General features: G+C 67.9%; 26 protein-coding genes. 7 read left to right on the forward strand and 19 right to left on the reverse strand.

The window, feature by feature from the left end; translation table 11 throughout:
* Window positions 1-28: 28 nt before the first annotated feature.
* Window positions 29-511: a DUF305 domain-containing protein gene (locus tag IB228_RS08940; RefSeq protein ID WP_192198152.1), complete on the reverse strand. Its 483-nt coding sequence runs from the start codon at window positions 509-511 to the stop codon at window positions 29-31.
* A 291-nt stretch (window positions 512-802) separates the two neighbouring features.
* On the opposite strand from IB228_RS08940, the gene IB228_RS08945 reads away from it, so the two are divergent.
* On the forward strand, window positions 803-1,390 hold the full coding sequence (locus tag IB228_RS08945) for an Ax21 family protein (RefSeq protein WP_183640254.1): 588 nt from the start codon (window positions 803-805) through the stop codon (window positions 1,388-1,390).
* 449 nt (window positions 1,391-1,839) lie between these two features.
* On the opposite strand, the gene IB228_RS08950 is transcribed toward IB228_RS08945, so the two are convergent.
* From IB228_RS08950 to IB228_RS08970, 5 genes are all read right to left on the reverse strand, one after another.
* On the reverse strand, window positions 1,840-2,862 hold the full coding sequence (locus tag IB228_RS08950) for an NAD(P)H-dependent glycerol-3-phosphate dehydrogenase (RefSeq protein ID WP_183640251.1): 1,023 nt from the start codon (window positions 2,860-2,862) through the stop codon (window positions 1,840-1,842).
* Between the two features lie 52 nt (window positions 2,863-2,914).
* Window positions 2,915-3,430 carry a protein-export chaperone SecB gene (secB, locus tag IB228_RS08955; RefSeq protein WP_183640248.1) on the reverse strand — a complete coding sequence of 172 codons (516 nt, stop codon included), beginning with the start codon at window positions 3,428-3,430 and terminating at the stop codon, window positions 2,915-2,917.
* Between the two features lie 90 nt (window positions 3,431-3,520).
* The gene (locus IB228_RS08960; RefSeq protein ID WP_183640245.1) at window positions 3,521-3,955 is read right to left on the reverse strand and encodes a rhodanese-like domain-containing protein; all 435 of its coding nucleotides are present in this window, start codon (window positions 3,953-3,955) and stop codon (window positions 3,521-3,523) included.
* A gap of 63 nt (window positions 3,956-4,018) precedes the next feature.
* Window positions 4,019-4,435, reverse strand: a complete 417-nt coding sequence (locus IB228_RS08965; protein ID WP_192198153.1) for a hypothetical protein — start codon at window positions 4,433-4,435, stop codon at window positions 4,019-4,021.
* A 36-nt stretch (window positions 4,436-4,471) separates the two neighbouring features.
* Window positions 4,472-4,930, reverse strand: coding sequence for a YiiD C-terminal domain-containing protein (locus IB228_RS08970; RefSeq protein ID WP_225562363.1), 459 nt, complete (start codon window positions 4,928-4,930; stop codon window positions 4,472-4,474).
* A 16-nt stretch (window positions 4,931-4,946) separates the two neighbouring features.
* Here IB228_RS08970 and IB228_RS08975 point away from each other — a divergent pair, with 16 nt between their 5' ends.
* From IB228_RS08975 to IB228_RS08985, 3 genes are all read left to right on the forward strand, one after another.
* Window positions 4,947-5,723 carry a uroporphyrinogen-III synthase gene (locus IB228_RS08975; protein WP_192198155.1) on the forward strand — a complete coding sequence of 259 codons (777 nt, stop codon included), beginning with the start codon at window positions 4,947-4,949 and terminating at the stop codon, window positions 5,721-5,723.
* A 108-nt stretch (window positions 5,724-5,831) separates the two neighbouring features.
* Complete coding sequence (locus tag IB228_RS08980) at window positions 5,832-6,812, forward strand: uroporphyrinogen-III C-methyltransferase (RefSeq protein WP_192198380.1); 981 nt, start codon at window positions 5,832-5,834, stop codon at window positions 6,810-6,812.
* Window positions 6,809-8,071 (forward strand): heme biosynthesis HemY N-terminal domain-containing protein, encoded by a 1,263-nt coding sequence (locus IB228_RS08985; RefSeq protein ID WP_183640235.1) that lies wholly within the window; start codon window positions 6,809-6,811, stop codon window positions 8,069-8,071. Before IB228_RS08980 ends, IB228_RS08985 begins: the two co-directional genes overlap by 4 nt.
* 151 nt (window positions 8,072-8,222) lie before the next feature.
* On the opposite strand, the gene IB228_RS08990 is transcribed toward IB228_RS08985, so the two are convergent.
* Window positions 8,223-9,503 carry an acetyl-CoA C-acetyltransferase gene (locus IB228_RS08990; RefSeq protein WP_183640232.1) on the reverse strand — a complete coding sequence of 427 codons (1,281 nt, stop codon included), beginning with the start codon at window positions 9,501-9,503 and terminating at the stop codon, window positions 8,223-8,225.
* A gap of 97 nt (window positions 9,504-9,600) precedes the next feature.
* On the opposite strand from IB228_RS08990, the gene IB228_RS08995 reads away from it, so the two are divergent.
* Window positions 9,601-10,488 (forward strand): hypothetical protein, encoded by an 888-nt coding sequence (locus tag IB228_RS08995; RefSeq protein WP_192198156.1) that lies wholly within the window; start codon window positions 9,601-9,603, stop codon window positions 10,486-10,488.
* 47 nt (window positions 10,489-10,535) lie between these two features.
* On the opposite strand, the gene IB228_RS09000 is transcribed toward IB228_RS08995, so the two are convergent.
* The 6 genes from IB228_RS09000 to glnA form a co-directional block, all read right to left on the reverse strand.
* A complete protein-coding gene (locus tag IB228_RS09000; RefSeq protein ID WP_183640224.1) occupies window positions 10,536-11,096 on the reverse strand; it encodes a superoxide dismutase family protein in 561 nt (186 codons plus the stop codon).
* A 62-nt stretch (window positions 11,097-11,158) separates the two neighbouring features.
* Window positions 11,159-12,598 (reverse strand): nitrogen regulation protein NR(I), encoded by a 1,440-nt coding sequence (gene ntrC / locus IB228_RS09005; RefSeq protein ID WP_183640222.1) that lies wholly within the window; start codon window positions 12,596-12,598, stop codon window positions 11,159-11,161.
* Window positions 12,588-13,640 carry an ATP-binding protein gene (locus tag IB228_RS09010; protein ID WP_183640219.1) on the reverse strand — a complete coding sequence of 351 codons (1,053 nt, stop codon included), beginning with the start codon at window positions 13,638-13,640 and terminating at the stop codon, window positions 12,588-12,590. Before IB228_RS09010 ends, ntrC begins: the two co-directional genes overlap by 11 nt.
* Before the next feature lie 62 nt (window positions 13,641-13,702).
* Window positions 13,703-15,181, reverse strand: coding sequence for an ammonium transporter (locus IB228_RS09015; RefSeq protein ID WP_192198157.1), 1,479 nt, complete (start codon window positions 15,179-15,181; stop codon window positions 13,703-13,705).
* A 15-nt stretch (window positions 15,182-15,196) separates the two neighbouring features.
* Complete coding sequence (locus IB228_RS09020) at window positions 15,197-15,535, reverse strand: P-II family nitrogen regulator (protein ID WP_055941078.1); 339 nt, start codon at window positions 15,533-15,535, stop codon at window positions 15,197-15,199.
* 336 nt (window positions 15,536-15,871) lie between these two features.
* A complete protein-coding gene (gene glnA / locus IB228_RS09025; RefSeq protein ID WP_141454571.1) occupies window positions 15,872-17,281 on the reverse strand; it encodes a type I glutamate--ammonia ligase in 1,410 nt (469 codons plus the stop codon).
* 212 nt (window positions 17,282-17,493) lie between these two features.
* On the opposite strand from glnA, the gene IB228_RS09030 reads away from it, so the two are divergent.
* Both IB228_RS09030 and IB228_RS09035 read left to right on the forward strand, forming a co-directional pair.
* Window positions 17,494-18,288: an undecaprenyl-diphosphate phosphatase gene (locus tag IB228_RS09030; RefSeq protein WP_183640214.1), complete on the forward strand. Its 795-nt coding sequence runs from the start codon at window positions 17,494-17,496 to the stop codon at window positions 18,286-18,288.
* A 140-nt stretch (window positions 18,289-18,428) separates the two neighbouring features.
* On the forward strand, window positions 18,429-19,256 hold the full coding sequence (locus IB228_RS09035; RefSeq protein WP_192198158.1) for an META and DUF4377 domain-containing protein: 828 nt from the start codon (window positions 18,429-18,431) through the stop codon (window positions 19,254-19,256).
* 63 nt (window positions 19,257-19,319) lie between these two features.
* On the opposite strand, the gene IB228_RS09040 is transcribed toward IB228_RS09035, so the two are convergent.
* From IB228_RS09040 to IB228_RS09065, 6 genes are all read right to left on the reverse strand, one after another.
* Window positions 19,320-19,844 carry an RDD family protein gene (locus IB228_RS09040; protein ID WP_192198159.1) on the reverse strand — a complete coding sequence of 175 codons (525 nt, stop codon included), beginning with the start codon at window positions 19,842-19,844 and terminating at the stop codon, window positions 19,320-19,322.
* A gap of 12 nt (window positions 19,845-19,856) precedes the next feature.
* Window positions 19,857-20,468: a YbhB/YbcL family Raf kinase inhibitor-like protein gene (locus tag IB228_RS09045; RefSeq protein ID WP_183640206.1), complete on the reverse strand. Its 612-nt coding sequence runs from the start codon at window positions 20,466-20,468 to the stop codon at window positions 19,857-19,859.
* Window positions 20,469-20,523: 55 nt separating this feature from the next.
* Window positions 20,524-21,516, reverse strand: a complete 993-nt coding sequence (locus IB228_RS09050; protein ID WP_192198381.1) for an alpha/beta fold hydrolase — start codon at window positions 21,514-21,516, stop codon at window positions 20,524-20,526.
* A 96-nt stretch (window positions 21,517-21,612) separates the two neighbouring features.
* Window positions 21,613-22,503, reverse strand: a complete 891-nt coding sequence (locus IB228_RS09055) for a hypothetical protein (protein WP_192198160.1) — start codon at window positions 22,501-22,503, stop codon at window positions 21,613-21,615.
* The gene (locus IB228_RS09060; RefSeq protein WP_225562364.1) at window positions 22,500-24,719 is read right to left on the reverse strand and encodes a M1 family metallopeptidase; all 2,220 of its coding nucleotides are present in this window, start codon (window positions 24,717-24,719) and stop codon (window positions 22,500-22,502) included. Before IB228_RS09060 ends, IB228_RS09055 begins: the two co-directional genes overlap by 4 nt.
* A 57-nt stretch (window positions 24,720-24,776) precedes the next feature.
* Entirely contained in the window at window positions 24,777-25,568 is a 792-nt protein-coding gene (locus IB228_RS09065; protein WP_183640201.1) for a lysophospholipid acyltransferase family protein, read from the reverse strand.
* Between the last annotated feature and the right edge of the window lie 50 nt (window positions 25,569-25,618).

Raw genomic sequence — 25,618 nt, forward strand, 5'->3', positions numbered from 1 at the left:
TCCGGCACAAGCAGGGTCGCCGACGCCCTCATTCCAGCCGGGATTTCATCTGCGTGATCTCGGCTTCCTGGCCGCGGATGATGCCGTCGCACAGGCGGCGCAGATCCGGCGCATCCAGTTCCGCCTTCCGGCACATCAGGACGGCGCCCGCATGGTGGGGAATCATCGAGCGCAGGAACTGCTGGTCACCGATGGCCCACTGTCCGCGGATTCCCAGCCAGCACACCAGTGCGACGACAAGTGCGCAAAAAGCCAACAGCAGGTTGAGCCGGCGATCCGGATACATGCTCCGCATCAGCAGAACCTCGATCAGCAGCATCGGCGCCGCCATCAAGCCGGCCATGTAGATTTGGTTGAGATTGTGGAAGACGTTGCCGGGACGATCGACCATCGCATACATCAACAGGTACATGACCGCGAAGGACAGCGCGATCATCACCAGCAGGCGCCGGTAGTGACCCGATGCCCGATGATTGCCGTCGTGCGCTTTTTCGTGCGGGGATGCGGCCATGACCTGCTCCTCGTTTCCTTTCCTCGACACCCGCAACGCTAGGTCGTCGCCGGTGTGGGATGCGTGCAGGAATCCCGCACGTGATGAAAGGCTGACTTTGCACGCCGACCTGCGTTTTTCGGCCGCCTGCTCATGTGCCGAAAGTTCCGCAAATCACTCTTCAATTTATGTACTGCTCAGTTTGATATTCAGGGCACATTGAGGGCGCTAACGGATAATTCACATCACCAGCAGCGAACGGATCACTTCCTCAGCGCTGGATACCAACTAAAAAAATAGAGGTTTGAGCGTATGAAGAAGTCCTTGCTTGCCCTGACCCTGCTGGCCGCCCTGCCGTTCGCCGCCTCCGCGGCCGATGGCGTCTCCTACAACTACGTGGAAGGCGGCTACACCAAGACGAACATCGATGGTCCGGATTCCGACGGCTGGGCGCTGAAGGGCTCGGTGGCCATCCACCCGAACTTCCACCTGTTCGCTGATTACAGCCAGCAGGAAGTGGACGACGTGAAGGTCGACTTCGACCAGTGGCGCGTCGGCGTCGGCTACAACCACGAGCTGTCCAAGCGCGTGGACCTGCTGACCCGCGTGGCCTACGAGAAGGTCAAGACCGATCGCTTCACCACGCCGTCCGGCATCCGCGTTCCCGGTTTCAGCGCCGATGGCTACAGCGTCGAAGTCGGCGTGAACAGCGCACTGACCAACCGCCTGAACGGTTATGCCCTGGCCGGTTACGAAGACGGCGACGACTATGACGGTGACTTCTACGGCCGCCTCGGCGCGCAGGTGAAGTTCACCCCGAACTGGAGCGCCTCGGCCGACGTGAAGGTCGTCGACGGTGGTGATACCCAGTGGTTCGTCGGTCCGCGCTTCAGCTGGTAATCCAGGAAGCCACACCGCCTCCCGCGACGTGTCTCTCTCTCCCCGCGTCGCGACCCGAAGCCCGGCCACAAGCCGGGCTTCTCTTTTCTGGTCCAAGCGGCGCGAATGCCGTTTCTCCGGCCTCGAAGATGGAGATGGCCCGCCATCCGGTGGTTGAGGAGCGGCTACATTTCGCGCCAAGAGCAAATCCCCCTCGGTCCCCCTTCTTCGAAGGGGGAGGCGAAGCGGGTTTCCCTAGGCGGTCGAGTCGTTGATAGCCCCCTTGACCAGTCATTCGGCTGTTGAAAGCGAAAAAGGGGGCGGGCACCTGCGCAGCAGGTAAAGGAGGATTTGCTCTTGGTAGAAGAGCAAATGCTCCTCAACCACCGAATGGCGAGTCCACTTCCCGGCAACCATAAAAAAGCCCGGCCAATGACCGGGCTTTCTGCATTCTCGATCCGCTCGACGGCTTACTTGAAGAGCGTCTCCGGATATTCCGGTTTCTGTTCGCGCGCCAGCAGTTGCTGCAGGCCCAGCGTGGGCGTTATCTCGCCATGCAACACGGCACGGACCGCGCTGGAGATCGGCAGGTCGATGCCGTGCCGCTCCGCCTGGCGCATCACTTCGTCGGCGGCCTGCATGGATTCGACCACCTGGCCGATTTCGCGGATCGCTTCCTGGATCGGCTGGCCACGTCCCAGCGCCAGGCCCAACCGCCGGTTGCGCGAGAGATCGCCGGTGGCGGTGAGCACCAGATCGCCCAGGCCAGCCAGGCCCATCAGGGTTTCCGGCTTGCCGCCGATTGCCGCGGCCAGCCGCAACATCTCGTTGAGGCCGCGGGTAATCAGGCCGGCGCGCGCATTCAGTCCCAACTGCATGCCATCGGCGACGCCGGTGGCCACGGCCAGCACGTTCTTCATCGCGCCGCCCAATTCGGCGCCGACCATGTCGTCGCCGGTGTAGGCGCGGAACGCCGGGCCATGCAGCACTTCGGCCATCAGCTGGGCGAAGCCGGCGTCATGTCCATGCACGGTGACCGCGGTCGGCAGGCCGAGTGCGACTTCCTTGGCGAAGGACGGGCCGGTGACGACGGCCAGCGGCACGTCCGCGCCCAGGATTTCCTCGGCGACCTCATGCAGGAAGCGTCCCGAACCGGGCTCGAAGCCCTTGGTGGCCCAGGCGACGCCGGCGCCGGCCGGCCGCAGCGGGGCGACCAGCTTCAGCGTTTCGGTGAACGCATGCGACGGCACCACCACCAGCACCAGTTCGGCGCCTTGCATGGCGGTGGCGAGATCGGTGGTGGCGCGCAGGCTTTCCGGCAACGCGATGCCCGGCAGGTAGCGCGGGTTCTCGTGCTGCGCATCGATCGCGGCCGCGACTTTTTCGTCGCGGCCCCACAGCACGACCTGATGGCCGTTGCGGGCCATCAGGGTCGCCAGCGCGGTGCCCCAGGAGCCCGCGCCGAGGACGGCGATCCTCAACGAATCAGCCATGCGTCACCCCCATCGGCGCGGTTCGCGCCACGACGGGATTGTGCCTCATGAATCAGGCGTTGCCCGCCGGTTCCGTGTTGGCCAGTTCGCCGTCGCCACCCTGCTGCGCGGCGCGCTGGCGCAGGGTTTCGGCGTACAGGGCGTCAAAGTTGATCGGCTGCAGGAAGAACGGCGGGAAGCCGCCGGACTGGACCAGGTCGCTGACCAGCTGGCGCACGTACGGGAACAGGATGTTCGGGCACTGGGTGCCGAGCAGCACGTCGACCGCCTGCGGCTCCAGGCCGACCAGGCCGAAGATGCCGGCCTGCTGGACTTCGGCCACGTACGCGGTCTTGTCGCCGGCCTTGCAGGTCAGGGTGACGCCGAGCACGACTTCGAACGCGTTCTCGTTCAGGCGCTGCACGCGCTGGTTGAGGTTGAGCTGCAGGTCCGGCTGCACGTTCTCGGTGAAGATGGCCGGCGCACCCGGGACTTCGAACGAAACGTCCTTGACGTAGATCTTCTCGACGGTGAACGCGGCGCCAGCTTCGGCCGGCGCGACGGCGCCGTTGTTGGTTTCTTCGGACATTTCGAAACTCCGGGAATTCGGTTGAACGGAAAGTAAAGAGGGTGATTATGGCATGTCTTGGCGACGCACCCGCCCGGAATCAAGGGCGGCTCAGCGGCCCTTGATCAGCGGCAGGTCGGCCTGCTGCCAGGCGGCGATGCCGCCATCCAGCCAGTACACCTGGGTGAAGCCGGCCTTCTTCAGGCGCTTGGCCGCGTCCGCGGACGCCTGGCCATTGCGGCACACCATCACCACCGGCAGCGCCTTGGCCGGGGACAGCAGCTTGCTCTCCGGGTCGAACTGGCTGGGCGCGACGTTGCGGCTGCCGGCGATGTGCCCCTTCTCGAAATCGCCGGTGGCCGACAGATCCACCACCAACGCGTTCTCACGGTTGATGAGACCAGTGAGCTCGGCCGGGCGCAGGGCCTTGTAGCCGCGGAACAGGCGGGCGATTTCGGTGTAGATGATCACCGCGGTCAGGCCGACGAGCAGCAGCGACAGGACCGGGCTATGGGCGACGAACGCCTGCAGTTTTTCGAAACTCACGGGAATACGCGGGTCTGGGCAAACCGCGATTGTCGCATAGCGGCGCGGACTGCGGCGGGGGCGCTATTCGCCTCCCCAGAAGTCCGGCAGGCCACCGACCAGCCACCAGCGCTTGCCCTCGGCGTCCCAGCGCCAGCGCTCGCGGTAGCGCAGGGTTCGCTCGGCCTGGGTATGGCGGTTGATCACCCGGACCTCGATCAGGCGCACGACCACCTCGTCCGGTTCCACCAGGCTGGACAGGTCGCGATAGCCGGATACCTGGACCTGCTCGTAGCGCCGCAGCTCGAATTCGCCCATCGGGTGCGCCGCGGCGTAGGCGGGCTCGACGAAGGTCCATGCGCCTTCGAAATCGCCCCAGCGAATCGCCGCCGCGTAGGCGTTCTGGGCCTGTTCCAGCTTGGCCCGCTGCCGCCCTCCCGCGGCCTGCACACCGAACGCGGCGATCGCCAGGAACACCAGCAGTACCCAGCGCAGGCTCATCGGCATCGGTTCCCCTCCCCCACAGGTGCCTCCATCCTACCGCCTCGCGATGGCGACGAAACGACCGCTCAAGGTGGTGGCCGCGCCGCCATCGGGCAGGTACACCACCGCCTCGACCTGGATCCGCGCCCGCCCGCGCTGGCGCAGGGTGACCAGGAAGGTCTCCCAGGACTCGCCCGGCGCCAGCCGGGCTTCTGCCTGCAGATCCGAACGCAGCGGCGCGAGATAGCGGATGTTGCTGTCCGCCACATACACTTCGGCGGATTCGCCGGCCAGATCCAGGCCGAGCGTGACCCGTCCCCAGCCGGCCACCGTCATCAGCGAAGTCAGGCTGCCGCCGAACGCAGTGCCCTTGTCATTGACGTTCCGCGCCAGCGGAGCCGTCAGGCGCAATACGCCATCCGCATAGCCGGCAACTTCCACCTGCATGGCGGCGACCGGCGGCATCCCGCGACAATACGCACGCAGGCGATCCAGCGCGGCTTCGGCATTCATCACGGATAATCCGCCCATGGCTTCGGATAAAGACGCAGGATGGTACGTGATCTCGCTGCGGCCGCAGGGCGGGCATGAAGCGCTGCGCCGCGCGGCGGCGCGGCGCGGCGCCGGGCTGCTGGCGTTGTCGCCGTGGCGGGTCGCCGTGCGCGGGGACGAAGCCGCGCGCGCAGCGCTGGCGCGTGCCCTGCAAGGCGACCTCGTGCTGTTCACCAGCCCGGCGGCCGTTGCCGCCGCCGCGAGCCTGCAGCATCTGCAGGCCGCGCCGGGACAGACATGGCTCGCCGTGGGCAGTGGCACCGCGCACGCGCTGCGTCGCCAGGGCGTCGCTCGGGTCTCGGCGCCTGCGCGGATGGACAGCGAAGGCCTGCTGGCCTTGCCCGAACTGCAAGCGATCGCGGGCAAACGGATCGGCTTCGTGACCGCGCCGGCCGGCCGCAACCTGCTGGCGCCCGGCCTGGCGGAGCGCGGTGCCCGCCTGGAACGCGCCGACGTTTATGAACGAACGGACGTGGCCGTGTCGGCGCGCAGCCTGCGGGCGCTGGAACAGTTGCGCGCGCCGGCCTGCGTGTTGATCAGCAGCGGCGGTGCGCTCGAACGGCTGGTGGCGCAACTGCCGTCGACCGCACTCGAAACGCTGCGGCGCCTGCCGGCGATCGCTGCCAGCGAACGACTCGCGACGCAGGCATCGCAAACCGGTTTCGCGCGCGTGCTGCAGGCCGCCGGACCTCGCAACGCGCACATGCTGGACGCCGCGGAAACCGCCCTGTCGCGGCCCGATCCGCTAGCATGAGCCCACGACGCCCGCCAGAACGACAACAAGGACGGTCGAGTGAACGACGAAAACCCTTCCCCTTCTCCTTCCGGTAACCGGGATCGCCGCGGCGGCCGCGGTGCGTTCATCTGGCTGCTGGCGCTGATCGCGCTGGCCGCCGTCGCTGCGCTGGGCTGGCGCGGCTGGAAGGCGCGCGACGCGCAGGCACAGGCGCAAGCCGCCGATGCCGCGCAGCGCCTGGGCGCCATCGAACAGCGGCTGGAATCGGTGCGTCGCGATCAACGCACGCTGACCCAGCGTGTCCAGGACGCGGCCGCGACCAACCGCGTGTTGCGCGATGAAGTGCTGGGCCTGGGCCAGCGCGGCGCCCTGCTCGAGGAAAGCGTCGCCAAGCTGTCCGACCCGAGCCGCCACGGCGCGCAGGCCCTGCGCCTGGACGAAGTGGAGATGCTGCTGTCGCTGGCCGGGCAGCGGCTGAGCGTGGCCGATGATCGCGACGGTGCCCGTCGTGCCTACGCATTGGCTGCCGGCGCGCTGGAAGGCATCGACGATCATCGTCTGCTCAATCTGAAGCAGACCCTCGCGCAGGAGCGCCAGGCATTGGAGGCGCAGGGTGCGGGACCACGCGCGCGCCTGAGCCGGCAGTTGGACACTTTCGCCGCGGGCCTGGCGGGGTTGCCGCAGCGCACGGCAGCGGCATCGGCAGTGACCGAGCAACGCCGCTGGCAGCGCTGGCTGGCGCCGCTGGTGGATGTGCGGCCGAGCCGCCAGGCGGCGTTCGTCGCTCCCTCCGATCGCAATGCCGGCGAAGCCGCGCTGCGCATCGAGATCAGCCTGGCGCACGCGGCACTGGAACGCGGCGACGCGGCCGGCTTCCTGGCCTCGCTGAACCGCATCGATCAATGGATCACCCGGTTGTGGCCGGATTCACCGGCACTGCGTCAGGGTCGCCAGCAGTTGGCGGCGATGCGGCGGCTACCGCTGCGCGACGACGTGCTGCTGCTGGGCAGTACCCTGGAACAGCTGCGCAGCCTGCGCTCCGCGCGTTTCACCGCGCCGCCTCCCGCTGCCACGGCGACCCGACTGGAGGAGGAGACCGTGCCATGAAGGTGTTCCGCACCACCGTCATCCTGCTGATCCTGCTGGCCGTCGGCGTGTTCGCCGCGCAATGGTTGGCGCAGGAACACACTCGTGATTTTGGCCGGGTATTCGTGGAGTTCGGCGGCAACGACTGGGAAACCGACGTGCCGCGCGCGCTGCTGTCGCTGCTGCTGGTCGCCGGCGTCATCTGGCTGCTGCTCAAACTGCTGACCCTGCCGTTCCGCGCCTGGGCTCGGCATCGCCGGAAGCAGGCGCGCGCGCGCCTGATCGAGGGCCTGGACAACCTGCATGGCGGCCACTGGAACCGTGCGGAAAAGTTGCTGGAACGCGCCGCCGAGGATGATGAAGTGGGCGCAATCGCGCGGATCGCCGCGGTGCGCGCGGCCGATGCCCGCGAGGACGAGGCCGCCGCCCGCCGCCATCTGGAAGCGCTCGCGCAGCGCAGCGCGGCGGCCCATGCGTTGACCACCGCCGATCGCGCGCTGGCCCGCCAATCCCCGATCGAAGCGCTGACCGCGCTGGAATCCCCTGCCGCGCAGCCGCTGCCGCCGCGCGGACTGTCGCTGCGCGCGCAGGCGCTCGCCCAGCTCAATCGCAGTGGCGAAGCCTATGGCCTGCTGGGCGCGATGAAGCAACAACAGTCACTGTCGGGCGGTCGGCTCGATACGCTGGAAAAGGAACTGGCTGCCCGCGCGGTGCGCGAGGCCGGCGACGCCAACGTGCTGGCGGAGCGCTGGGAAACCCTGTCCAAGCCGCTGCGCAACGATCCCGCGGTGGTCGCCGCCTATGCCGAGCGCGCGGCCGCGATGCGCTGGGAAGATGCCGCCATTCGCAGCCTGGAGTCGGCCATCGACGTACGTTGGGACGAATCCCTGGTCGCGCTGTATGGACGGCTGCCGGTGGGCAAGGCCGATTCGCGCCGGGCGAGCGCGCAGCGCTGGCTGCAGGCGCACCCGGCCAGTCCCGCGCTGCTGGTCACGCTGGCGCGGCTTGCCCGCCAGCAGGGACAGTGGCCGCAGGCGCAGGAATTCCTGCACCGCGCGCTGGCGCAGGGAGCCGGGGCGGACGCATGGGAAGAACTGGGTGAAGGTTTCGCCGCCGTTGGCGACGAAGCCAGCGCGCGGCGCAGTTTCGCCAACGCGTTGCGTGCGCTGCGCGGCGAGCCGGCGATCGAACTGCCGGGGCGCGACATGAAGCAGAAGATTTTCGATGCGGCCGTGGTCGAGGAACGCGACGAACACGGCCTGCCGCGCCTGCGCGGCTGACAAACCGCGCATCCCGCACACCGGGTGGGATAGAGGTAGGAGCGGCCTCCGGCCGCGAGCTGTTCCGCGGGCTCGTCCCCGATTGCCTCGCGCGTCCACGAGAAGGAGCTCGCGCCGGGACGGCGCTCCTACCCGGTCGTGTATGTGCGAATCAGCGCTCGATGATCGCGACCACGCCCATGCCGCCGGCGGTGCAGATCGACACCAGGCAACGGCCGCCACCACGCTGCTTCAGTTCCTTGGCGGCGGTGGCGACGATGCGCGCACCGGTCGCGGCGAACGGATGGCCGGTGGCGAGCGAGGAACCATTCGGGTTCATCTTCTCCGGATCGATCCGGCCCAGCGGCGCGTCCAGGCCCAGCCGGTTGCGGCAGTAGTCCTCGCTCTCCCACGCGCGCAGCGTGCACAGCACCTGCGCGGCGAAGGCTTCGTGGATTTCATAGAAATCGAAATCCTGCAGCGTCAGGCCGTGGCGCTTGAGCATTTCCGGCACCGCGACGGTCGGCGCCATCAGCAGGCCCTCGCCGTGCACGAAATCGACCGCTGCCACCTGCGCGTCGCGCAGGTAGGCCAGCGGTTCGTGCCCGTGCGTGCGTGCCCATTCCTCGCTGGACAGCAGCACCGCGGCCGCGCCGTCGGTCAGCGGCGTGGAGTTGGCCGCGGTCAAGGTGCCGCGCCCGGAAGTCTTGTCGAACGCCGGCTTGAGCGTGGCGAGCTTTTCCAGCGAGGTGTCCGGACGCAGGATGTTGTCGCGCTCCAGTCCGCGGAACGGCGCGATCAGATCACTGAAGAAACCGCGCTCGTAGGCCGCCGCCAGCTTCTTGTGCGAGGCCACCGCCAGTTCGTCCTGCGAATCGCGGGAAATGTTCCATTCCTTGGCCATGTCCTCGCAATGATCGCCCATGCTCTTGCCGGTGCGCGGCTCGGCCACGCCGGGGAACTCGGGCTTGAGCTCGCTGAACTTGAAGCCCTTCACCAGCGTCTTGATCTTGTCCTGCGTGGTCTTGGCGCGATTGGCGGCGAGGATGCGCGCGCGCAGCTTCCTGCCGTAGACGATCGGCACGTCGGAGGTTGTGTCCGAACCGCCGCCGATGCCCGATTCGATCTGTCCCAGCGAAATCTTGTTGGCGACGGTGATGATGCTGTCCAGGCTGGTACCGCAGGCGCGCTGCAGGGTGATGCCCGGCGTCAGCGGCGAAAGCCCGGAGGACAGTGTGGCTTCACGGCCCAGGTTCCAGTCGCTGGAATGCTTGATCACCGCGCCCATGGCGACTTCGCCGAGCTGCTGGCCATGCAGGCCGAAGCGTTCGACCAGCGCGCCGAGCGTACGCACCGACATGCCCAGGTTGCCCACATCCGCGTAGGCGGTGTTCTGCCGGCAGAACGGAATGCGGACGCCACCGAGGATGGCGACGGGACGGGCGGCTGGCATGGAGGACCTCATCACGGTGCGGTGGTTCGGAAGCCGCGGCGGCGGCAGGCATAATGCGAGAGTGTAATGCCCCCCTCCATCGCCGCCAAACCTTGATATGACCGCATCCGCAACGACCGCCGACGTGAAGGGATTCCTGGCGCTGGAACTCTCCGCCGGAAACGCCCCTGCGCAGGCCGCGCTGCGGCCTGCCGACGCCGCCATGCTGGTGGAGCGGATTGGCCGCGACCTGGCTGCGCTGGTGCCCGCCATCCGCGATCTGGATCTGACCCTGGCCGCGGCGCATTTCGACCCCGCCGAGGCGCTGCGCCCGGGCTGGCCGCTGCATCGTCGCCTGCAGGAGCTGCAGCAGCGCGTGCCCGGCCGCAACAGCGGTCCGCGGATGATCGCCTTCGGCGCGGATGAGCACGGGGAAGTCCCGCTGCCATTCGCCGCCGAGAACGATCTGGCGGGCGGGCCGCTGCGCGTGCTGCCGTTCCTGCTCAGCGGCGAGAACCATACGGTTTCCGAAGTTGCCGAACGGTTGGAAGCGATCCTGCTGGAGACCGGCATGGCCCAGGCCGATACCGCGCTGCTCGCGCAGCAGGCCTTCGGCGCGCAGATCGAACACGCGCGCTACCTGACCCTGCATGATCTCGCCGCCATGACCGCGATGCAGTATGGCCACGGCGGTCTCGATTCGCTCTGGCCGATCATCGAGACCGCGCTGCTCGCGCCGGAGCGGGAAGAATGGCTGGACGCATCGCCGGAGCCGCTGCTGCGCTACCTGGACGGCGAAGTACGCATCGCGCTGTTCGAGCCTTCCGCCTGGCGTGCGCGCTACGCGCCGCAGGAAGCCACCGAAGAACGGCTGGAGCGCGCCTACAACCATTTCCTCGCCCGCCAGCAGCAATTCGCCGCGGTACTGGAAGCGCACGGCATTCCGGTGCTGTTCGCGCACTGCGCCGGCTATGCGGATCCGCGCGACGCCCTGGGCCAACCCTGAGCCGGGCGATAGCGGGAACGACGCGTTGCGCCGTTCCCGCGTGACCGTCACTGGGTGACGGTGATGATCCCGCAGGCCACGCGCGCGCCGGCGTTGCCGGCGGGCTGGCTGGTGTAGTCGTCCGGCGAGCCGTGCACGATCAGCGCCCGCCCGGCGATGTCGTTGGGCGCGCCGCCGCCGAGAGTCACGCCGGTCAGGTGCACGTTGATGCGGGCCACGCCTTCAGCGTTGGCGGTGACATTGTCCATGTCGCCGGCATGATGCGCGCCACCGCCGGCCTTGCCGTGGGTGGTCGCGGTCGGATTGAAGTGCGGGCCGGCGCTGCTGGCATCCACCGCGCTGCAATCGCCTTTCTCGTGCACGTGGAATCCATGCGCGCTGTTGGCCGGCAGTCCGCCGACTTCGCCGGTCAGGTGCACGCCATCGGCCATCGGCACCAGCGTGATCTTGCCGCTGACCAGGCTTCCCGACGCCGAGGCGAGGTTCGCGATGCCCTGCTTGGCGGTGCTGGTGGCGGCCGGGGCGGCGGGCTGTTCCGCCGGCTTCGGGTTGCTGCCGCAGGCGGCAAGCGCGACGGCGGTGACGGTGGCGAGCAGTGCGGTACGCATGGCGATCTCCTGGAAGCGTGAGCACGCAAACGTAACCTCAGCTTCATTCAGGTGCAATGAATTCAGCGCCGCTTGCGTCCCGGGCCCAGCTTGCGCGTCACCGTGTTGCGCCCCACGCCCAGCCGCGACGCGGCCTCGGCGCGTCGGCCCTGGGTGAATTCAAGGGCCACTTCCAGCAGGGTCCGATCGAAGCGTTCGCGCGCCTCGGCGTGCAGGCCATCGGCGCCTTCGACCAGGCGCGCGCGGGCCCAGCCGGCCAAGGCTTCGTCCCATTCGCCCGCGGAGGTGGCCGGCGGATTGCGGATTCCACCACGCGGCAACACCGCTTCCAGATCGGCGCCGCTGATGACATCGCCCGGCGCGAGCGCCGCCAATCGCCAGCACACGTTTTCCAGTTCGCGGACGTTGCCGGGCCAGGCATACGACTGCAACTGCACCTGCGCCGCGTGCGAGAAGCGCTTGGGCGCGATGTCCAGCTTGCGGGTGGCGGCGGCCAGGAAGTTGTCGGCCAGCTGCGGCACGTCGGCCAGGCGTTCGCGCAATGGTGGCAACTGCAGGCGCACCACGTCGAGGCGGTGCAGCAGGTCGGCGCGGAAACGGCCTTCGGCGACCAGCGTTTCCAGATGCTGATGGGTCGCGGCGATCACCCGCACATCGACCCGGATGAGCTCACGCCCGCCCACGCGGAAGAATTCACCCTCGGCGAGCACGCGCAGCAAGCGGGTCTGCAGGGGCAGCGGCATGTCGCCGATTTCGTCCAGGAACAAGGTGCCGCCGTCGGCCTGCTCGAAGCGGCCGATGTGGCGTTTCTGCGCGCCGGTGAAGGCGCCGGCCTCGTGGCCGAACAATTCGCTCTCCAGCAGTTCAGCGGGAATCGCGGCGGTGTTGAGCGCGACGAACGGCTTGCGCGCACGCGGCGATTCCTGGTGCAGCGCGCGCGCGACCAGTTCCTTGCCGGTACCGGTTTCGCCATTGATCAGCACCGACAGCGGCGCCTGCGCCAGCCGCCCGATCGCGCGGAACAGCGCGCGCATCGCCGGTGTGTCGCCAATCAGGCGGGGCGGGCCCGGCACGGAACCGGCCGGTTCCATGGCCGCGGAGACATCCTGCTCGGCATCCGGGAGCGCGCGCGCAGCCAGGGCGACGGCATCGTCGAGATCGAAGGGCTTGGACAGGAACTCGTGCGCGCCGCCGCGGAACGCGCCGGCAGTGCTGGCGACGTCGGTGTAGGCCGACATCACGATGACCGGCAATTGCGGATGCGTGGCCTTGAGCTTGTCCAGCAGCACCAGCCCATCGTCGCCGGGCATGCGCACATCGGTGAACAGCAGGTCCGGCGCGCCACGCGCGCCCAATGCCTGCAACGCCGCGGCGGCGCTGTCGAAACCATCCACGTCGTAGCCCGCGTCGCGTAGCGCGGTGGCAAGGACGAAGCGCACCGAGCGGTCGTCGTCGACCACCCAGATGCGTTGCAGATGGGGCGTGGCGCTGTCAGTGGACATGGCGTTCCTCTTCCTCGTCGCTCCCCGGCGGCAACAGCAGGGTGAAAACGGTATGGCCGGGACGCGAACGGTAGGTCAGGGTGCCGCGATGTTCGCGCGCCACCTGCTGGGCCAGCGCCAGGCCCAGCCCGCTGCCTTCGGCGCGCCCGCTGACCAGCGGCAGGAACAGGTGTTCGGCCAGTTCCTCGGGCACGCCACGACCGTCATCGATGATTTCCACGCGCAGCGCCATCGTGTGCAGGTGATCGTGGATGCGCAGGCCATGTTCCACCCGCGTGCGCAGCACGACGCTGGCGGCGCCGGCCTGGATCGCGTTGCGCACCAGGTTCCAGACCGCCTGGGTCAGCCGGTCCGCATCGCCGGGCAGTTCCGGCAGGCTGGGGTCGTAGTCGCGTTGCAGGCGCACCGACCAGCCGCCCTCGGTTTCGGCCAGGCGCAACACGCGCTCCAGCACCGCATGGATGTTCAGCGGCGCATGCGGCCGCTGCGGCGCCGGCGACAGCAACTGATCCAGCAGGGTGTTGAGGCGACCGATTTCCGATTCGATCAGGTCGATCAGTTCGCGCTCGTCCTCATTGTCGGTGCGCTGCCCGGCCCGCCGCGCCAGCAGTTGCGCGGCGCCCTTCAGGCCGGCGAGCGGGTTGCGCAGTTCATGTGCCAGCCCCTTAAGCGCGGCGCCCAGGGCACTCGGCAGCACCTGGGTCGGATCCGGGGCCGGGAATTCGTCCACCGGGTGCGCCTCCAGCAGCCAGCCGCCGCCGTCCAGCCGCGACAGCCAGCCCTCGGCGAAGCGCGGCGCCTCGCCGCCCGGCATGCCCAGCGCCATGCGGTGCAGGCGGAGCACGTCATGATCGGTGTTTTCCAGGAAACGCGCCATCGCGTCACCCTCCATTTCCAGTGCCGCCAGTGGCTGTCCCTGCAGGCGCCGGGCGCTGACGCCCAGCCAGCGGGCGAACGCCGCGTTGACCCCGGCGATGTGGCCGCCGGCATCGGCCCAGGCCACCGGCGTGCTGAGCGCATCGGGAGCGGGTGCGGGAAACATGGGGAAAGTCACCGGGGCCGGCATTGCACCAGTTTAGTGCAAAGCCGGCCCGGTGGCGGGAATCAGGCCTCGTAGGCCGATTCGCCGTGGGACGTGATGTCCAGGCCCTCGCGCTCGGCTTCCTCGGCCACCCGCAGGCCGAACACCAGCTTGGCGATCAGGAACGAGACCACCGACACCACGCCAATCCAGACGATGGTGATGCCGACGCCCAACGCCTGGATGCCGACCTGGCTGGCGATGTCGTAACCCTCGCCCTTCACTCCGCCCAGCGAGGCGGCGCTGAACATGCCGGTGAGGATCGCGCCGACGATGCCGCCCAGGCCATGCACGCCAAACACGTCCAGGCTGTCGTCCGCGCCCAGCAGGCGCTTGAGGCCATTCACGCCCCACACGCAGATCACGCCGGCGGCCAGGCCGATGACGATCGCGCCGAACGGTCCGACCGTGCCGCACGCCGGGGTAATACCGACCAGGCCGGCGACCGCGCCGGACGCCACGCCCAGCGCCGAGGACTTGCCCTTGGTGAACTTCTCGGTCGCCGCCCAGCCCAGAATCGCCGCGGCGGTGGCTAGCAGGGTGTTGAGGAAGGCCAGCGCCGCGCCGGCATTGGCTTCCAGGTTGGAACCGGCGTTGAAGCCGAACCAGCCCACCCACAGCAGCGAGGCGCCGACGAAGGTGAAGGTCACATTGTGTGGCTTCAGCGCCTCACGCCCGAAGCCCACGCGACGGCCGACGAAGTAGGCACCGACCAGGCCGGCGATGCCCGCATTGATGTGCACCACGGTGCCGCCGGCGAAATCCAGCGCGCCCTTCTCGAACAGGAATCCGCCCGCGGCCCACACCATGTGCGCCAGCGGCAGGTAGCCGAAGGTGAACCACAGCACCGAGAACAGCACGACCGCGGCGAACTTGGCCCGTTCGGCAAACGCACCGACGATCAGCGCGCCGGTGATGCCGGCGAAGGTCGCCTGGAACGCGACGAACACGTACTCCGGCAGGCTCACGCCGGCACTGAAGGTCGCCGCCAGCGATTCCAGCGTCACGCCTTTCAGCAGCGCCTTGTCGAGATTGCCGATCCACGGTCCCTCGCCCGAGAACGCCAGGCTGTAACCGTAGAACACCCACAGGATTACCAGCAGCGAGAACACGGTGGCGACCTGGATCAGCACCGACAGCACGTTCTTCGAACGCACCATGCCGCCGTAGAACAGCGCCAGGCCCGGCACCACCATCAGCAGCACCAGCAGGGTGGAGGTGAGCATCCAGGCGACGTCGCCCTTTTCCACCACCGGGGCGGCTTCGGCGGCCGGAGCGGCTTCGGCGGACGCGGTGGCTGCGGGCGTGGTTTCGGCGACCGGCGCCACAACTTCGGTGGCGGCCGGTGCCGCGGTTTCCTGCGCCGATGCAGATGCCGGCGCGGGCGCCGGATCCTGGGCCGAAACGCCGGCCGCGAACCCCATCGTCATCACGCCGCATACGGCGGCCAGGCACAACGCTTGCGCACGGGCTTTCCACCCGTCGAACAGTCGAGTCTTCATGTGGGGCTCCGAGTGTTAGAGCGCGTCCGCGCCGACTTCGCCGGTGCGGATGCGGATGACCTGGTCGATGGTGGTCACGAAGATCTTGCCGTCGCCGATCTTGCCGGTGCCGGCAGCCTGCTGGATGGCCTCGATGACCGCTTCCAGGCGTTCGTCGGTGACGACGGTTTCGATCTTGATCTTGGGCAGGAAATCGACGACGTACTCGGCGCCGCGATACAGCTCGGTGTGGCCCTTCTGCCGGCCGAAGCCTTTCACTTCGGTGACGGTGATGCCGGACACGCCCGCCTGCGACAAGGACTCTCGGACCTCGTCGAGTTTGAACGGCCGGATGATGGCGGTGATCAGTTTCATGCGCATACCCCGATGGTGGATGGAACCGGCCGGCCGCAGCCGGCCGGTGGTTTCAGGACACCCGTGCGCGCAGCCCCCTGGCGGCGGACACGTTCTCGGTGCGGAACAACCCATGAGCCGCACAAACCGTCGCCGCGATGCATCGCGGTGACGGTAGGTGACGTGGGAGGGAGTGGCGGCTCATGGTTCTCTCCTGTGTTGCTCTGTGTTGCGTTCCCCTGTGTTGCCGGTGTTGCGATCTCCTTGAAGCGGTGCGGCTCCCCAGCTCCCCAGCCGGGTCGAGGTGCGGCGATGGCGACGGGTGGGAGGGGATTCCGTCGCCATCGCCGCGGTTGCTCAGTTGCCGTAGTACAGCTGGTATTCCAGCGGGTGCGTGGCCGCGCGGAACTTGGTCACTTCCTGCATCTTCAGCGCGATGTAGCCATCGATGAAGTCGTCGCTGAACACGCCGCCGGCCTTGAGGAAGTCGCGGTCCTTGTCCAGCGCTTCCAGCGCCTGGTCGAGGCTGGAGCAGACCTGCGGGATGTTCTTCTCTTCTTCCGGCGGCAGGTCGTACAGGTCCTTGTCGCTGGGCGCGCCCGGATCGATCTGGTTCCTGATGCCGTCCAGGCCGGCCATCATCAGCGCGGCGAAGGTCAGGTAGCCGGTCTGCAGCGGATCCGGGAAACGGATCTCGATGCGGCGCGCCTTCGGGTTGGACACCCACGGAATGCGGCAGGAAGCCGAACGGTTGCGGGCCGAATAAGCCAGCATCACCGGCGCCTCGAAGCCCGGCACCAGGCGCTTGTAGCTGTTGGTGCCCGAGTTGGTGAAGGCGTTGATCGCGCGGGCGTGCTTGAAGATGCCGCCGATGTACCACAGTGCCATCTGCGACAGGCCGCCGTAGCCGTCGCCGGAGAACAGGTTGGTGCCGCCCTTGGCCAGCGACTGGTGCACGTGCATGCCGCTGCCGTTGTCGCCGACGATCGGCTTGGGCATGAAGGTCGCGGTCTTGCCGTTGCGGAAGGCCACGTTCTTGATGATGTACTTCATCGTCAGCAGCTCGTCGGCCTTCTTGACCAGCGAGTTGAACTTGGTGCCGATTTCGCACTGGCCGGCGGTGGCGACTTCGTGGTGGTGCACTTCGACTTCGATGCCGACCTGCTCCAGGGTCTTGCACATTTCGGCGCGGATGTCGTGCAGGGTGTCGGCCGGGGCGACCGGGAAGTAGCCACCCTTCACGCCCGGACGATAGCCACTGTTGCCGCCCTCGTACTTGGTGCCGCTGTTCCAGGCCGCTTCCTCGGAATCGATCTTGAAGAAGGTGTGGCCCATTTCATTGGCGTAGCGCACGGAGTCGAAGATGAAGAATTCCGGTTCCGGGCCGAAGAACGCCTGGTCGGCGATGCCGCTGGACTTCAGGTAGGCCTCGGCGCGCTTGGCGACGCCGCGCGGGCAGCGCGAATAACCCTGCATGGTGGCCGGATCCAGCACGTCGCAGGTCAGCACGATGGTCGGATCGGCGGTGAACGGGTCCAGGAAGGCGGTGCTGGCGTCGGGCAGCAGCACCATGTCGGATTCGTTGATGCCCTTCCAGCCGGCGATCGAGCTGCCGTCGAACATCTTGCCGTCCTCGAACAGCGAGGGCTCCACGATGTTGACCGGGAAGGTGACGTGATGCTGCACGCCGCGGACGTCCGCGAAACGCAGGTCGACGAACTCGACCTTGTTGTCCTTGATCAGCTTTTCAACATTGTCCGCAGACATCTTGGAACCTCGGGTTGGTAGGAACGTGCCTTCTCTTCAGCAAACAGTGTGCCAACCCAAGGAATCCGATAAGCGATTGTTTTTAAAGGACTGAAATTCACCTCGCATTGGCGGAATGCACCTTTGTGGTGCCAACTTAGCAAGCAACGCACCAATATGTGACATCGGGAATCCTCTATCCTTGTCGCTTCCCGCCCACCTGTCCGCGTCCCATGACCGACCTGCTCGCCGCGCTCCTGCTCGGCATCATCGAAGGCATCACCGAATTCCTGCCCATCTCCAGCACCGGTCACCTGCTCATCGCCGAGCGCTGGCTCGGCCATCGCTCCGACTTCTTCAACATCGTCATCCAGGCCGGCGCCATCCTCGCCATAACCCTGGTGTTCCGCGATCGCCTGTGGGAACTGGCCCGCGGCTGGCGCGAACCGGCCAACCGCGACTACATCGCCAAGATCATCACCGCCTTCCTGGTCACCGCCCTGGTCGGCCTGCCGGTGCGGCTGGCCGGCTGGGAACTGCCCGAAACCCTGACCCCGATCGCCTGGGCGCTGATCATCGGCGGCGTGTGGATGCTGGTGGCCGAGCATTTCGCCGGCAAGCGCGGCGACCAGCCCAACATCACCTGGAAGGTGGCGGTGCTGGTGGGCCTGGCGCAGGTCGTGGCGGGCGTGTTTCCCGGCACCTCGCGTTCGGCCGCGGCCATTTTCATGGCGATGCTGGCCGGCACCAGCCGGCGTTCGTCGGCCACCGAGTTCGTGTTCCTGGTTGGCATCCCCACCATGTTCGCGGCCAGCAGCTACGCCTTCCTGGAACTGGTCAAGGACGGCGCCATCGGCAGCGAGAACTGGGGCGAGGTCGGCCTGGCCTTCGCCGCCGCCACGATGACCGGTTTCATCGTCGTCAAATGGTTGCTGGGCTATATCAAGTCCCACCGCTACACCGGCTTCGCTTTCTACCGCATCGTTTTCGGCGCGCTCCTGCTGCTGTTGATGCCCGCCGGAAGCTGAGCCATACCAGCGCCCTGCGGTGACCCGGGGATCGGCGCTTCCCCGAACGGTGCCTGAGCGGTACGGCCCGGCGTCGCGCCGGTTTCACCCCGTTCCAGGCGTCCACGCGTTTGCACTGGTCACCCTTCAAGGAGAACCCCATGAAACGACTCATCCTGCTCGCCCTGCCGATCGCCCTGGCCGCCTGCGCCAAGCCGACCCCGGATGCGGCGCCGCCGGCCGGCACCGAACCGCCCGCCGCGACCACTCCGGTCGCCGCCACGCCGGCCGCTCCCACCGGCGCCGCCGCGCTCGGTGCGTACCACTGGCGCCTGCAGGACGCCAAGGACGCGCAGGGCAAGCGCATCGATGCGCTGTTCGCCCGCGCCGATCACCCGCTCACCCTCGACTTCGCCGAGGGACGCCTGGGCGTCAGCAATACCTGCAACCGGATGGGCGGTGGCTACACCCTGGAAGGCGACAAGCTGACGGTGTCGCCGATGGTAGCGACCCAGATGGCCTGCGCCGACAGCAAGCTGATGGCGCTGGACGGTGAAGCCGGCAAGCGTCTGGAAGGCAGTTCCACCCTCGCGGTGCAGGGCGGCGACGAAGCCCACCTGACCCTGACCAACGCGGCCGGCGACGTGCTGACCTTCGCCGGCGAAGCCACCGCCGAAACCCGCTACGGCGGCCCGGGCGAACAGGCGTTCCTTGAAGTCGCGGCCGAAACCAAGCCGTGCAGCCACCCGCTGATCCCGAACAAGCAGTGCCTGCAGGTGCGCGAGATCCGCTACGACGACAAGGGCGTGAAATCGTCCGAAGGCGAATGGCAGAACTTCTACGAGGACATCGAGGGCTATACCCACGAAGCCGGCATCCGCAACGTGCTGCGGGTGAAGCGCTTCAAGCGCAACCCGGTGCCGGCCGACGCGTCCGACACCGCCTACGTGCTGGACATGGTGGTCGAGTCGGAGAACGTGAAGAAGTAAGCCGCGCGGCAAAGCGTGGAAGACAAAAGGCCGGATCCGTCGGGATCCGGCCTTTTTGTTGCCTCATTCGGCGACGGCCACCGGCGGCAATGGTGGCCGCGATCGGCGCATCACCACCCGCGTGCGCGGGAGCGAGTCGTGCCAGCCGCGCGGATTGGCGTCGTCACTGACCAGCAGCGAGAAGATCTCGAAGGGAATCAGCCGGCACAGGCTGCGCAGCAACGCGCGCAGGAACGCCACGCGCTGGCCATGTTCGTCGACCACCCGGGTGCCGGTGATCAGCTTGCCGACGGTGACGCCGAACAGGCCTTCCATCAGCGTGTAGTAGATCAGGACCAGTACACAACCAAACACATAATCCACCCACCAGGGTGCGGTCATCAACCACGCCATCCACGTGTCATCCACGAAAGTGGCATTGAGGATGCCCACGAGCATGGCCAGGCCCCAGATCATCACCTTGTCGATGAGCCAGTTGAAAAACCGCCGTACCTTCGCCGCCGGTTCACCCAGGGCCTCCGGGGAAATCACAACTTCGGTGGCAGCGATGGGCGCGCGATAGGGATCCTGCGTGTCGTGACCTTCCATGGCCCGCCTCCTTCAGCGCAGTCGCGGGTTGAGTGTGTAGGTTCCTTGCACCGCGGCCTCGGCCAGCGCATGCCCCTGCACCGCGCGTTGCACATCCGCGGCGGTGAAGCGATCCGGCAGGTCCAGCGAAGCCACGTCCAGCGCGTAAAGGCGGAAGAAATAGCGGTGCACGCGCGCATCGTTGAACGGCGGATACGGACCGTCGTAGCCCAGGTAGTCGCCACCCATCTGCGCGTCACCGGCGAACCAGCCGGTATAGTCGTTCAAGCCCTGGCGTGCTCCGGCAGGCCCTTGTGGCGACACCTTTCCATGCGCGGTGACGCCGTCGCTGCAACTGCCGGCGGCGATTTCGCGCACATCCGCCGGGATGTCGATCATTGTCCAGTGGACGAAATCGGCGCGCGGCTGGTCGTGCGGAATCTCCATGTCCTCGCGGCCCACCGTCTCGGCGACCGTCGGCGCGTCGGGATCGATGCACAGCAGCGCGAACGAGCGCGCGCCGGCCGGCACGTCATCCCAGGCCAGGTGCGGATTGCGGTTGCCGGCGAATCCATCCGGCTGGCCCATGGCGAATTCGGCGGGAATGGCTTGCCCGGGTTCGAAACTCCGGCTCCAGATGCGCATGCGCGGGACTCCTTGGATGACGTTGGATTCAGCCGCCATGGTAACCGCGCGGCACTCAGGCGTCGGCCAGCGCGGCTTCCAGCCGATCGGCGACCCAGCGCTCGGCGAACCCGTCGCAGGCGGCGTTTTCGATGAACCCGCAATGCCCGCCCCAAGGCGCGATTTCCAGATGCGCGGTGGCCGGCAGGTGCCAGTGCTCGAAGTCCTCGAACGGGATGACCGGATCGTCCTGCGCCATCAGGATGTCCGACGGCACCTGCAGGCCGGCCAGGCGTTCGCCGGCGATCGAGTAGCCATCGAAATAGGCTTCCAGGGTGCCGAAACCGGTGTGGCGCTCGGCCACCCAGCGCATCAGCCCGCGCATGTCCTGCGCCAGCACGGCGTCATCGTAGGCGTGGCGTTCCGGAAACAACTGGCGCTTGCGCAGCAGCGAGCTGCGCCACTTGCGACGGAAGTACCAGTCGTAGATCTGCAGCCCGTTCTCGATGTAGTCCATGGTCCGGTGCGGATCCAGCAACGGGCAGACCGCGGCCACGCGTCGCAGCGGCAGGCCGGCCTGCTGCGCGCGCAGGGCCACCCGCAGGGCGAAGTTCCCGCCCAGCGAATAGCCCGCCAGCACCATCGGCCGGGTCGGGAAGCGGGCCGCGACATCGCCGACCGCATGGACGACCTCGTCGATGCGGTTGGAATGGAACAGTTCCTCGTTGAGGTGATGGGTATCGCCGTGATCGCGGAAGTTCAGCCGGAACACGTCGAAACCGCGCAGCAGCAGTTCGGCCGCGGTCATCCGCATGTAGCTGGAGTCGGCGCTGCCTTCCCAGCCATGCAGGAGCACCGCCAGCGCGCGCGGCGCGCGTCCCGGCACTTGGCTGTGGAAACCCTGCAGGCGCACCCCGTCGCCGCCATCGACGATGACCTCGGCGTTCGTCGCGCCGACGCGCTGCAGCGCGTGCACGCCACGCCTGCGGCGGATCAGGCTGGAACCCAGCACCGATTGCAGGTGCGGATTGCGCAGCCAGCGGGGAGGTCGGTAGTCAGCAGCGGTCAACATCGACGGCAAGCCATGCCCGTGGGAGGGGATGGCGGCATTGTCGCTCCAAAACCGCCGCCGCGCGGCCCCCGCGCGGCGGCATGCAGCGTTCCGTCAGGCGGCCCGGCGCGCCGCATCGTCCTCGACCACGGCGGCCAGCGCGCGCAGGCGCGCCAGCCGGACCCAGGCCAGCGCCGCGACCACCAGCTGCGCGCAGAACACCGCCAGCACGAACGCGCCCCAGCCAATGCCGGCCACGCGGCTGCGCAGCCACGCCAGCGCCAGCGCCACCGCCAAGCCGATCACGCAGACCAGCAGGTACAGGCCCAGTACGGCGAAGGGGCGGCGCAGGAACAGCTTGAAGCTGCGCCACCATGCCCGGATCACCGAGCGGGTGTCGTCCAGCACCGCGATGCGCGCCCGGGTCAGTTCGATACCCGCGTGTGCGAGGATGAACACCAGCACCGCGCCGACCAGCGCCAACCGGTCGCCATTGCGGGCGCTGGAAGCCAGCACCGCTTCCTCGGCATGGGTGGCGGCGATGTCCATCCACCACGACCCCAGGCCGATCGCGATGCCCAGCGGCAGCAGCGACCAGATCATCAGGCGCAACTGGCGTCCATACTCGCGCATGCCTTCGCCGGCGAGCACGCCCAACCGTCCCGCGCGACCGTAGCGGATGCCGGCGAGCATCACCCCGGTCAGCCAGGGCGACAGCAGCAGGCTCAACACCAGGCTGACCAGCACGCCGAAGCCCACGCTGGTGTCCTTGTCGAAGACCCGGGTGAGATCCGCCAGTGCCAGCGCATCCAGACCGACCGCGTGACGGGCGGCGTCGATGGTGTGGCCGAGCGCGCCGTCCAGCGCGCGCCAGACCGGGAACGCCGCGATCAACGCGACCACGCCGAGCGCGATCATCCACAGCACCAGCACGCGCCACTGCAGGGCGCCGCCGAACGCGCCGAACAACTGGCGCCAGAAACCGAAACGGGAATGGGTGCTCATAGGCTCACCAGGAAGGTCTGCAGGGCTTGGAACAACGCCGCGAAATCGGCGCTCCAGCGGCGGGCGGCGCTGCCATCGCTTTCCAGCGTGCGGCTGTCGTCCAGCTTGTTGGCGTCGAGGTAATGCAGCTTCTGCGGATCCAGTTGCACCGACACCGCCTTGCTCGGCCCCTCCCACACGAACCGCTTCCAGGCCGCGTCGTCATCCCATTGCACCGTCTTGCGACTGCCGTCGGCGAAGGTGACCACCAGTGTCTGCGGCACCGCCGCGCCGTCGCGGCGCACCAGCACCGTGGTCCGCCACGGGAACGGCCCGCTGCCGGGCCTGGCCTTGGGATTGGCCTTGTCCCACGCCTCGCGCTGCCGGCTGATCCGCTTGTCGCGTTCGGCCTCGCTCACGTCCACGCGCTTGCCCTTTTCCATCTGGAACCCGGCCAGCGGCAACACCTCGGTGCTGGTGAAACGCTCGATGCGATCATCGACCTTGCGGGTGGCATACACCTGCTGGGCGAACACCCGCTCGACGACGTCGCGGCGGCCGGTCGAGACCGCCAGCGATTCGCGCAGATCCGCGATGCTGGGATGCCTGAACTTCCAGGTGGCGTAATAATCCTTGAACGCCTTTTCGATGGCCGGCGTGCCCAGTTGCGCTTCCAGGTCCCGCATCACCGTGGCCGTGCGCGAATACACCGCGCCATAGCTGCTGCTCGACAGCCGGCCCCAGGAATTGGCGCCGGTGCCGTCGGCCGGATCATCCAGCCGCGCGCCCAGCCGCTCCAGCTCGAACTCGCCCAGGTGCGGCCGCACGCCCAGCCGGCGCAGCCACTCGGGCGCGACGATGTAGCGGTTGCCGGCCTCGCGCAGCATGCGCTGGTCCCAGTATTCGTTGAGGCCTTCGTCCAGCATCGGCTCCTCGAATTCGTTGGAAGCGAGGATGCCGTAGAAATAGCCGTGGCCGAACTCGTGGATGGTGACGAAATCCAGCGCCAGCGCGTTCAGGCCCAGCGCCGGCACCTGTTCGAACGAATCGGCGGTGAAGAAGGTCGGGTACTCCATGCCACCGGCTTCAGTCGCGTTGTGGGCCGGAATCACCACCGTCACGGTGCGGTACGGATACGGCCCCAGCGTGCGCGAGAAATAGGTCAGCGAATCCTGCGTCGCCTTCAGCGCGGGCGCGGCGCTGGCCTTGAATTCCGGCGGATACAGCACGCGGATCTTGACCGGAGGGCTGCCCGGACCCGTCCAGTCGCCCAGCAGCGGTTCGGCATAGTTCTTGTCCGCCGTCCAGGCGAAGTCGTGCACATCATGCTGGACGTAGCGATGCCGGGTGCGTCCGTCGGCGGTCGTGGGCGTGCCCTGCAGCTCGCCGGTCGCGCCCACGCGATATTCGCTGGGCACGTCCAGGGTCACGTCGTAGCTGCCGAAGTCGGCGTAGAACTCGCTGTGCAGGTGGAACTCGTGCACGTTCCAGCGTGGCGCAGTGGCGCCCCGCTCGCCCGGCAGCTCCAGCACGCCGATCTTCGGGAACCACTGCGCGATCAGGTGGAAACTGCCGAAGTAGCCGGTGCGCGCGATCACGCGCGGCAACTGCGCGTCGAAATCGATGTCCAGCGTGGTGCTGCCGCCGGGCGCGACGGCCTGCGGCAGATCCAGCCGCACCACCGTCATGTCGGTGGACGGACCGTTGTCCGGCTGCACGAAGGTCTGCGGCACCGGGGCGCCGGCCTGCATGACCCGGGTCATGTCGATCCAGCCCCACTCGCCATCCTTCATCGGCACGTCGGAACGGAAATCGAAACCCAGGTTGCGCTTCTCGCTGAAGAAGGTGCTGCCCTCGTTGCGGAACGCATTGAGGTAGAGGTGCAGGTAAACCGAACGCACCGGTCGATCGCTGCGGTTGCGCCAGGTCAGCTGCTGCTTGCCCTTGAGCGTGTGCTTGTCGGGATCCAGGCTGACCTGGATCCTGTAGTCGACCACGCGATCGGAAAGCGTCGGTTCCTGCCCGGTGCGCGGCCCGCCCCAGGCCTGCGGCGAACTCGGCACGCTGACCGCCGCCGCATCGGCGGCGGCGAATGGAATGTCGTCCTCGGGAGCGCTGGCGGCGGCAAGCGGTGGAGACGCGGGCATTGCCCTGGGTGGTCCGTCCGCCATCGCGAGCGCGGTCATCGCCGCGCCGACAAGCACCAGACCCGTTGCCTTCCACCAACGTGCTGCCATGGTCTCCCCTTCGAGTTGTCGTGGGCGGGCCCCTCACCCGCGCCGAAGCGACCGAGCTTACCGCATCGCCGCGATGATGCGCTCGCGGGCAAGATCGGCGATGCGCCGGCGTCCTTCGACGTCGCTCACCCGAATCGGCTCGAGGAAACAGATCGCCGCTTCGCGCGACGGTTCGCCCAGCAGGCGCAGGAAATTGGCGAAGAAGCTCTCGCGGGGGGCGAACGCCACCACCGTCTGCGCGCTCGCGTGCGGGCCATAGCGCAACGCCACCGGCTGCACCGGCACCTCGGCTTCGACCGCGGCCAGGAAAATGCGCGCATGGAACGGACCGACTTCCTGCCCGTCGCGCGTGCGTCCCTCGGGAAACACGCCCACCGAACGCCCGGCGCGCAGTCGCAGCAGCATTTCGTGCAGCACGCCGCCGAGTGATTCCTGGCTGCCGCGCTGATGGAAGATGGTCTCGCCACGCTCGGCCAGCCAACCCACCACCGGCCAGCCGCGGATTTCGCGCTTGGCGACGAAACCCATCATCCGCTGGCTGTGCAGCATCTCGATGTCCACCCAACTGACGTGGTTGGCGACGAACAGGGTCGCGCCCGCCAGCGGCGCGCCTTCGCGGTGCAGGCGGAAACCGAAGATCCACATCAGCCCGGCCGACCAGGCGCGAACGACGCGATGCTCCAGCCGCTCGCCGCCCACGTCCAGGCCGGCCCAGAGCGGCACCATCGACAGCAGGGTCAGCGGCAGGAGGACCAGCAGGTGGATCAGCAGCAGCGGCACGCGGTACAGGTAGCGGAACGCACGCGCCACACCGCCGCGTCCCGCGGCAGGAGTGGGGGTCAGGCTCATCCGCCCACGATACCGGATGCCCGCGTTCAGCGAAACGGAGACGGCGCGCG

The organism is Pseudoxanthomonas sp. PXM04 (genome assembly GCF_014851695.1).
In the GTDB taxonomy this organism is placed as follows: Bacteria; Pseudomonadota; Gammaproteobacteria; order Xanthomonadales; family Xanthomonadaceae; genus Pseudoxanthomonas_A; species Pseudoxanthomonas_A beigongshangi.

Coding starts and splice junctions, on each gene's coding strand:
- ntrC (WP_183640222.1), bottom strand. CDS start 12,598: ATGTCCACTGACAGCGCCACGCCCCATCTGCAACGCATCTGGGTGGTC.
- IB228_RS08985 (WP_183640235.1), top strand. CDS start 6,809: ATGAAGGTGTTCCGCACCACCGTCATCCTGCTGATCCTGCTGGCCGTC.
- glnA (WP_141454571.1), bottom strand. CDS start 17,281: ATGTCTGCGGACAATGTTGAAAAGCTGATCAAGGACAACAAGGTCGAG.
- IB228_RS08950 (WP_183640251.1), bottom strand. CDS start 2,862: ATGGCTGATTCGTTGAGGATCGCCGTCCTCGGCGCGGGCTCCTGGGGC.
- IB228_RS09015 (WP_192198157.1), bottom strand. CDS start 15,181: ATGAAGACTCGACTGTTCGACGGGTGGAAAGCCCGTGCGCAAGCGTTG.
- IB228_RS09020 (WP_055941078.1), bottom strand. CDS start 15,535: ATGAAACTGATCACCGCCATCATCCGGCCGTTCAAACTCGACGAGGTC.
- IB228_RS08990 (WP_183640232.1), bottom strand. CDS start 9,503: ATGCCAGCCGCCCGTCCCGTCGCCATCCTCGGTGGCGTCCGCATTCCG.
- IB228_RS09040 (WP_192198159.1), bottom strand. CDS start 19,844: ATGGAAGGTCACGACACGCAGGATCCCTATCGCGCGCCCATCGCTGCC.
- IB228_RS09045 (WP_183640206.1), bottom strand. CDS start 20,468: ATGCGCATCTGGAGCCGGAGTTTCGAACCCGGGCAAGCCATTCCCGCC.
- IB228_RS09055 (WP_192198160.1), bottom strand. CDS start 22,503: ATGAGCACCCATTCCCGTTTCGGTTTCTGGCGCCAGTTGTTCGGCGCG.
- IB228_RS09065 (WP_183640201.1), bottom strand. CDS start 25,568: ATGAGCCTGACCCCCACTCCTGCCGCGGGACGCGGCGGTGTGGCGCGT.
- IB228_RS08970 (WP_225562363.1), bottom strand. CDS start 4,930: ATGAATGCCGAAGCCGCGCTGGATCGCCTGCGTGCGTATTGTCGCGGG.
- IB228_RS09030 (WP_183640214.1), top strand. CDS start 17,494: ATGACCGACCTGCTCGCCGCGCTCCTGCTCGGCATCATCGAAGGCATC.
- IB228_RS08945 (WP_183640254.1), top strand. CDS start 803: ATGAAGAAGTCCTTGCTTGCCCTGACCCTGCTGGCCGCCCTGCCGTTC.
- IB228_RS09060 (WP_225562364.1), bottom strand. CDS start 24,719: ATGGCAGCACGTTGGTGGAAGGCAACGGGTCTGGTGCTTGTCGGCGCG.
- IB228_RS08940 (WP_192198152.1), bottom strand. CDS start 511: ATGGCCGCATCCCCGCACGAAAAAGCGCACGACGGCAATCATCGGGCA.
- IB228_RS08995 (WP_192198156.1), top strand. CDS start 9,601: ATGACCGCATCCGCAACGACCGCCGACGTGAAGGGATTCCTGGCGCTG.
- IB228_RS08965 (WP_192198153.1), bottom strand. CDS start 4,435: ATGAGCCTGCGCTGGGTACTGCTGGTGTTCCTGGCGATCGCCGCGTTC.
- secB (WP_183640248.1), bottom strand. CDS start 3,430: ATGTCCGAAGAAACCAACAACGGCGCCGTCGCGCCGGCCGAAGCTGGC.
- IB228_RS09035 (WP_192198158.1), top strand. CDS start 18,429: ATGAAACGACTCATCCTGCTCGCCCTGCCGATCGCCCTGGCCGCCTGC.
- IB228_RS08975 (WP_192198155.1), top strand. CDS start 4,947: ATGGCTTCGGATAAAGACGCAGGATGGTACGTGATCTCGCTGCGGCCG.
- IB228_RS09000 (WP_183640224.1), bottom strand. CDS start 11,096: ATGCGTACCGCACTGCTCGCCACCGTCACCGCCGTCGCGCTTGCCGCC.
- IB228_RS09010 (WP_183640219.1), bottom strand. CDS start 13,640: ATGTTTCCCGCACCCGCTCCCGATGCGCTCAGCACGCCGGTGGCCTGG.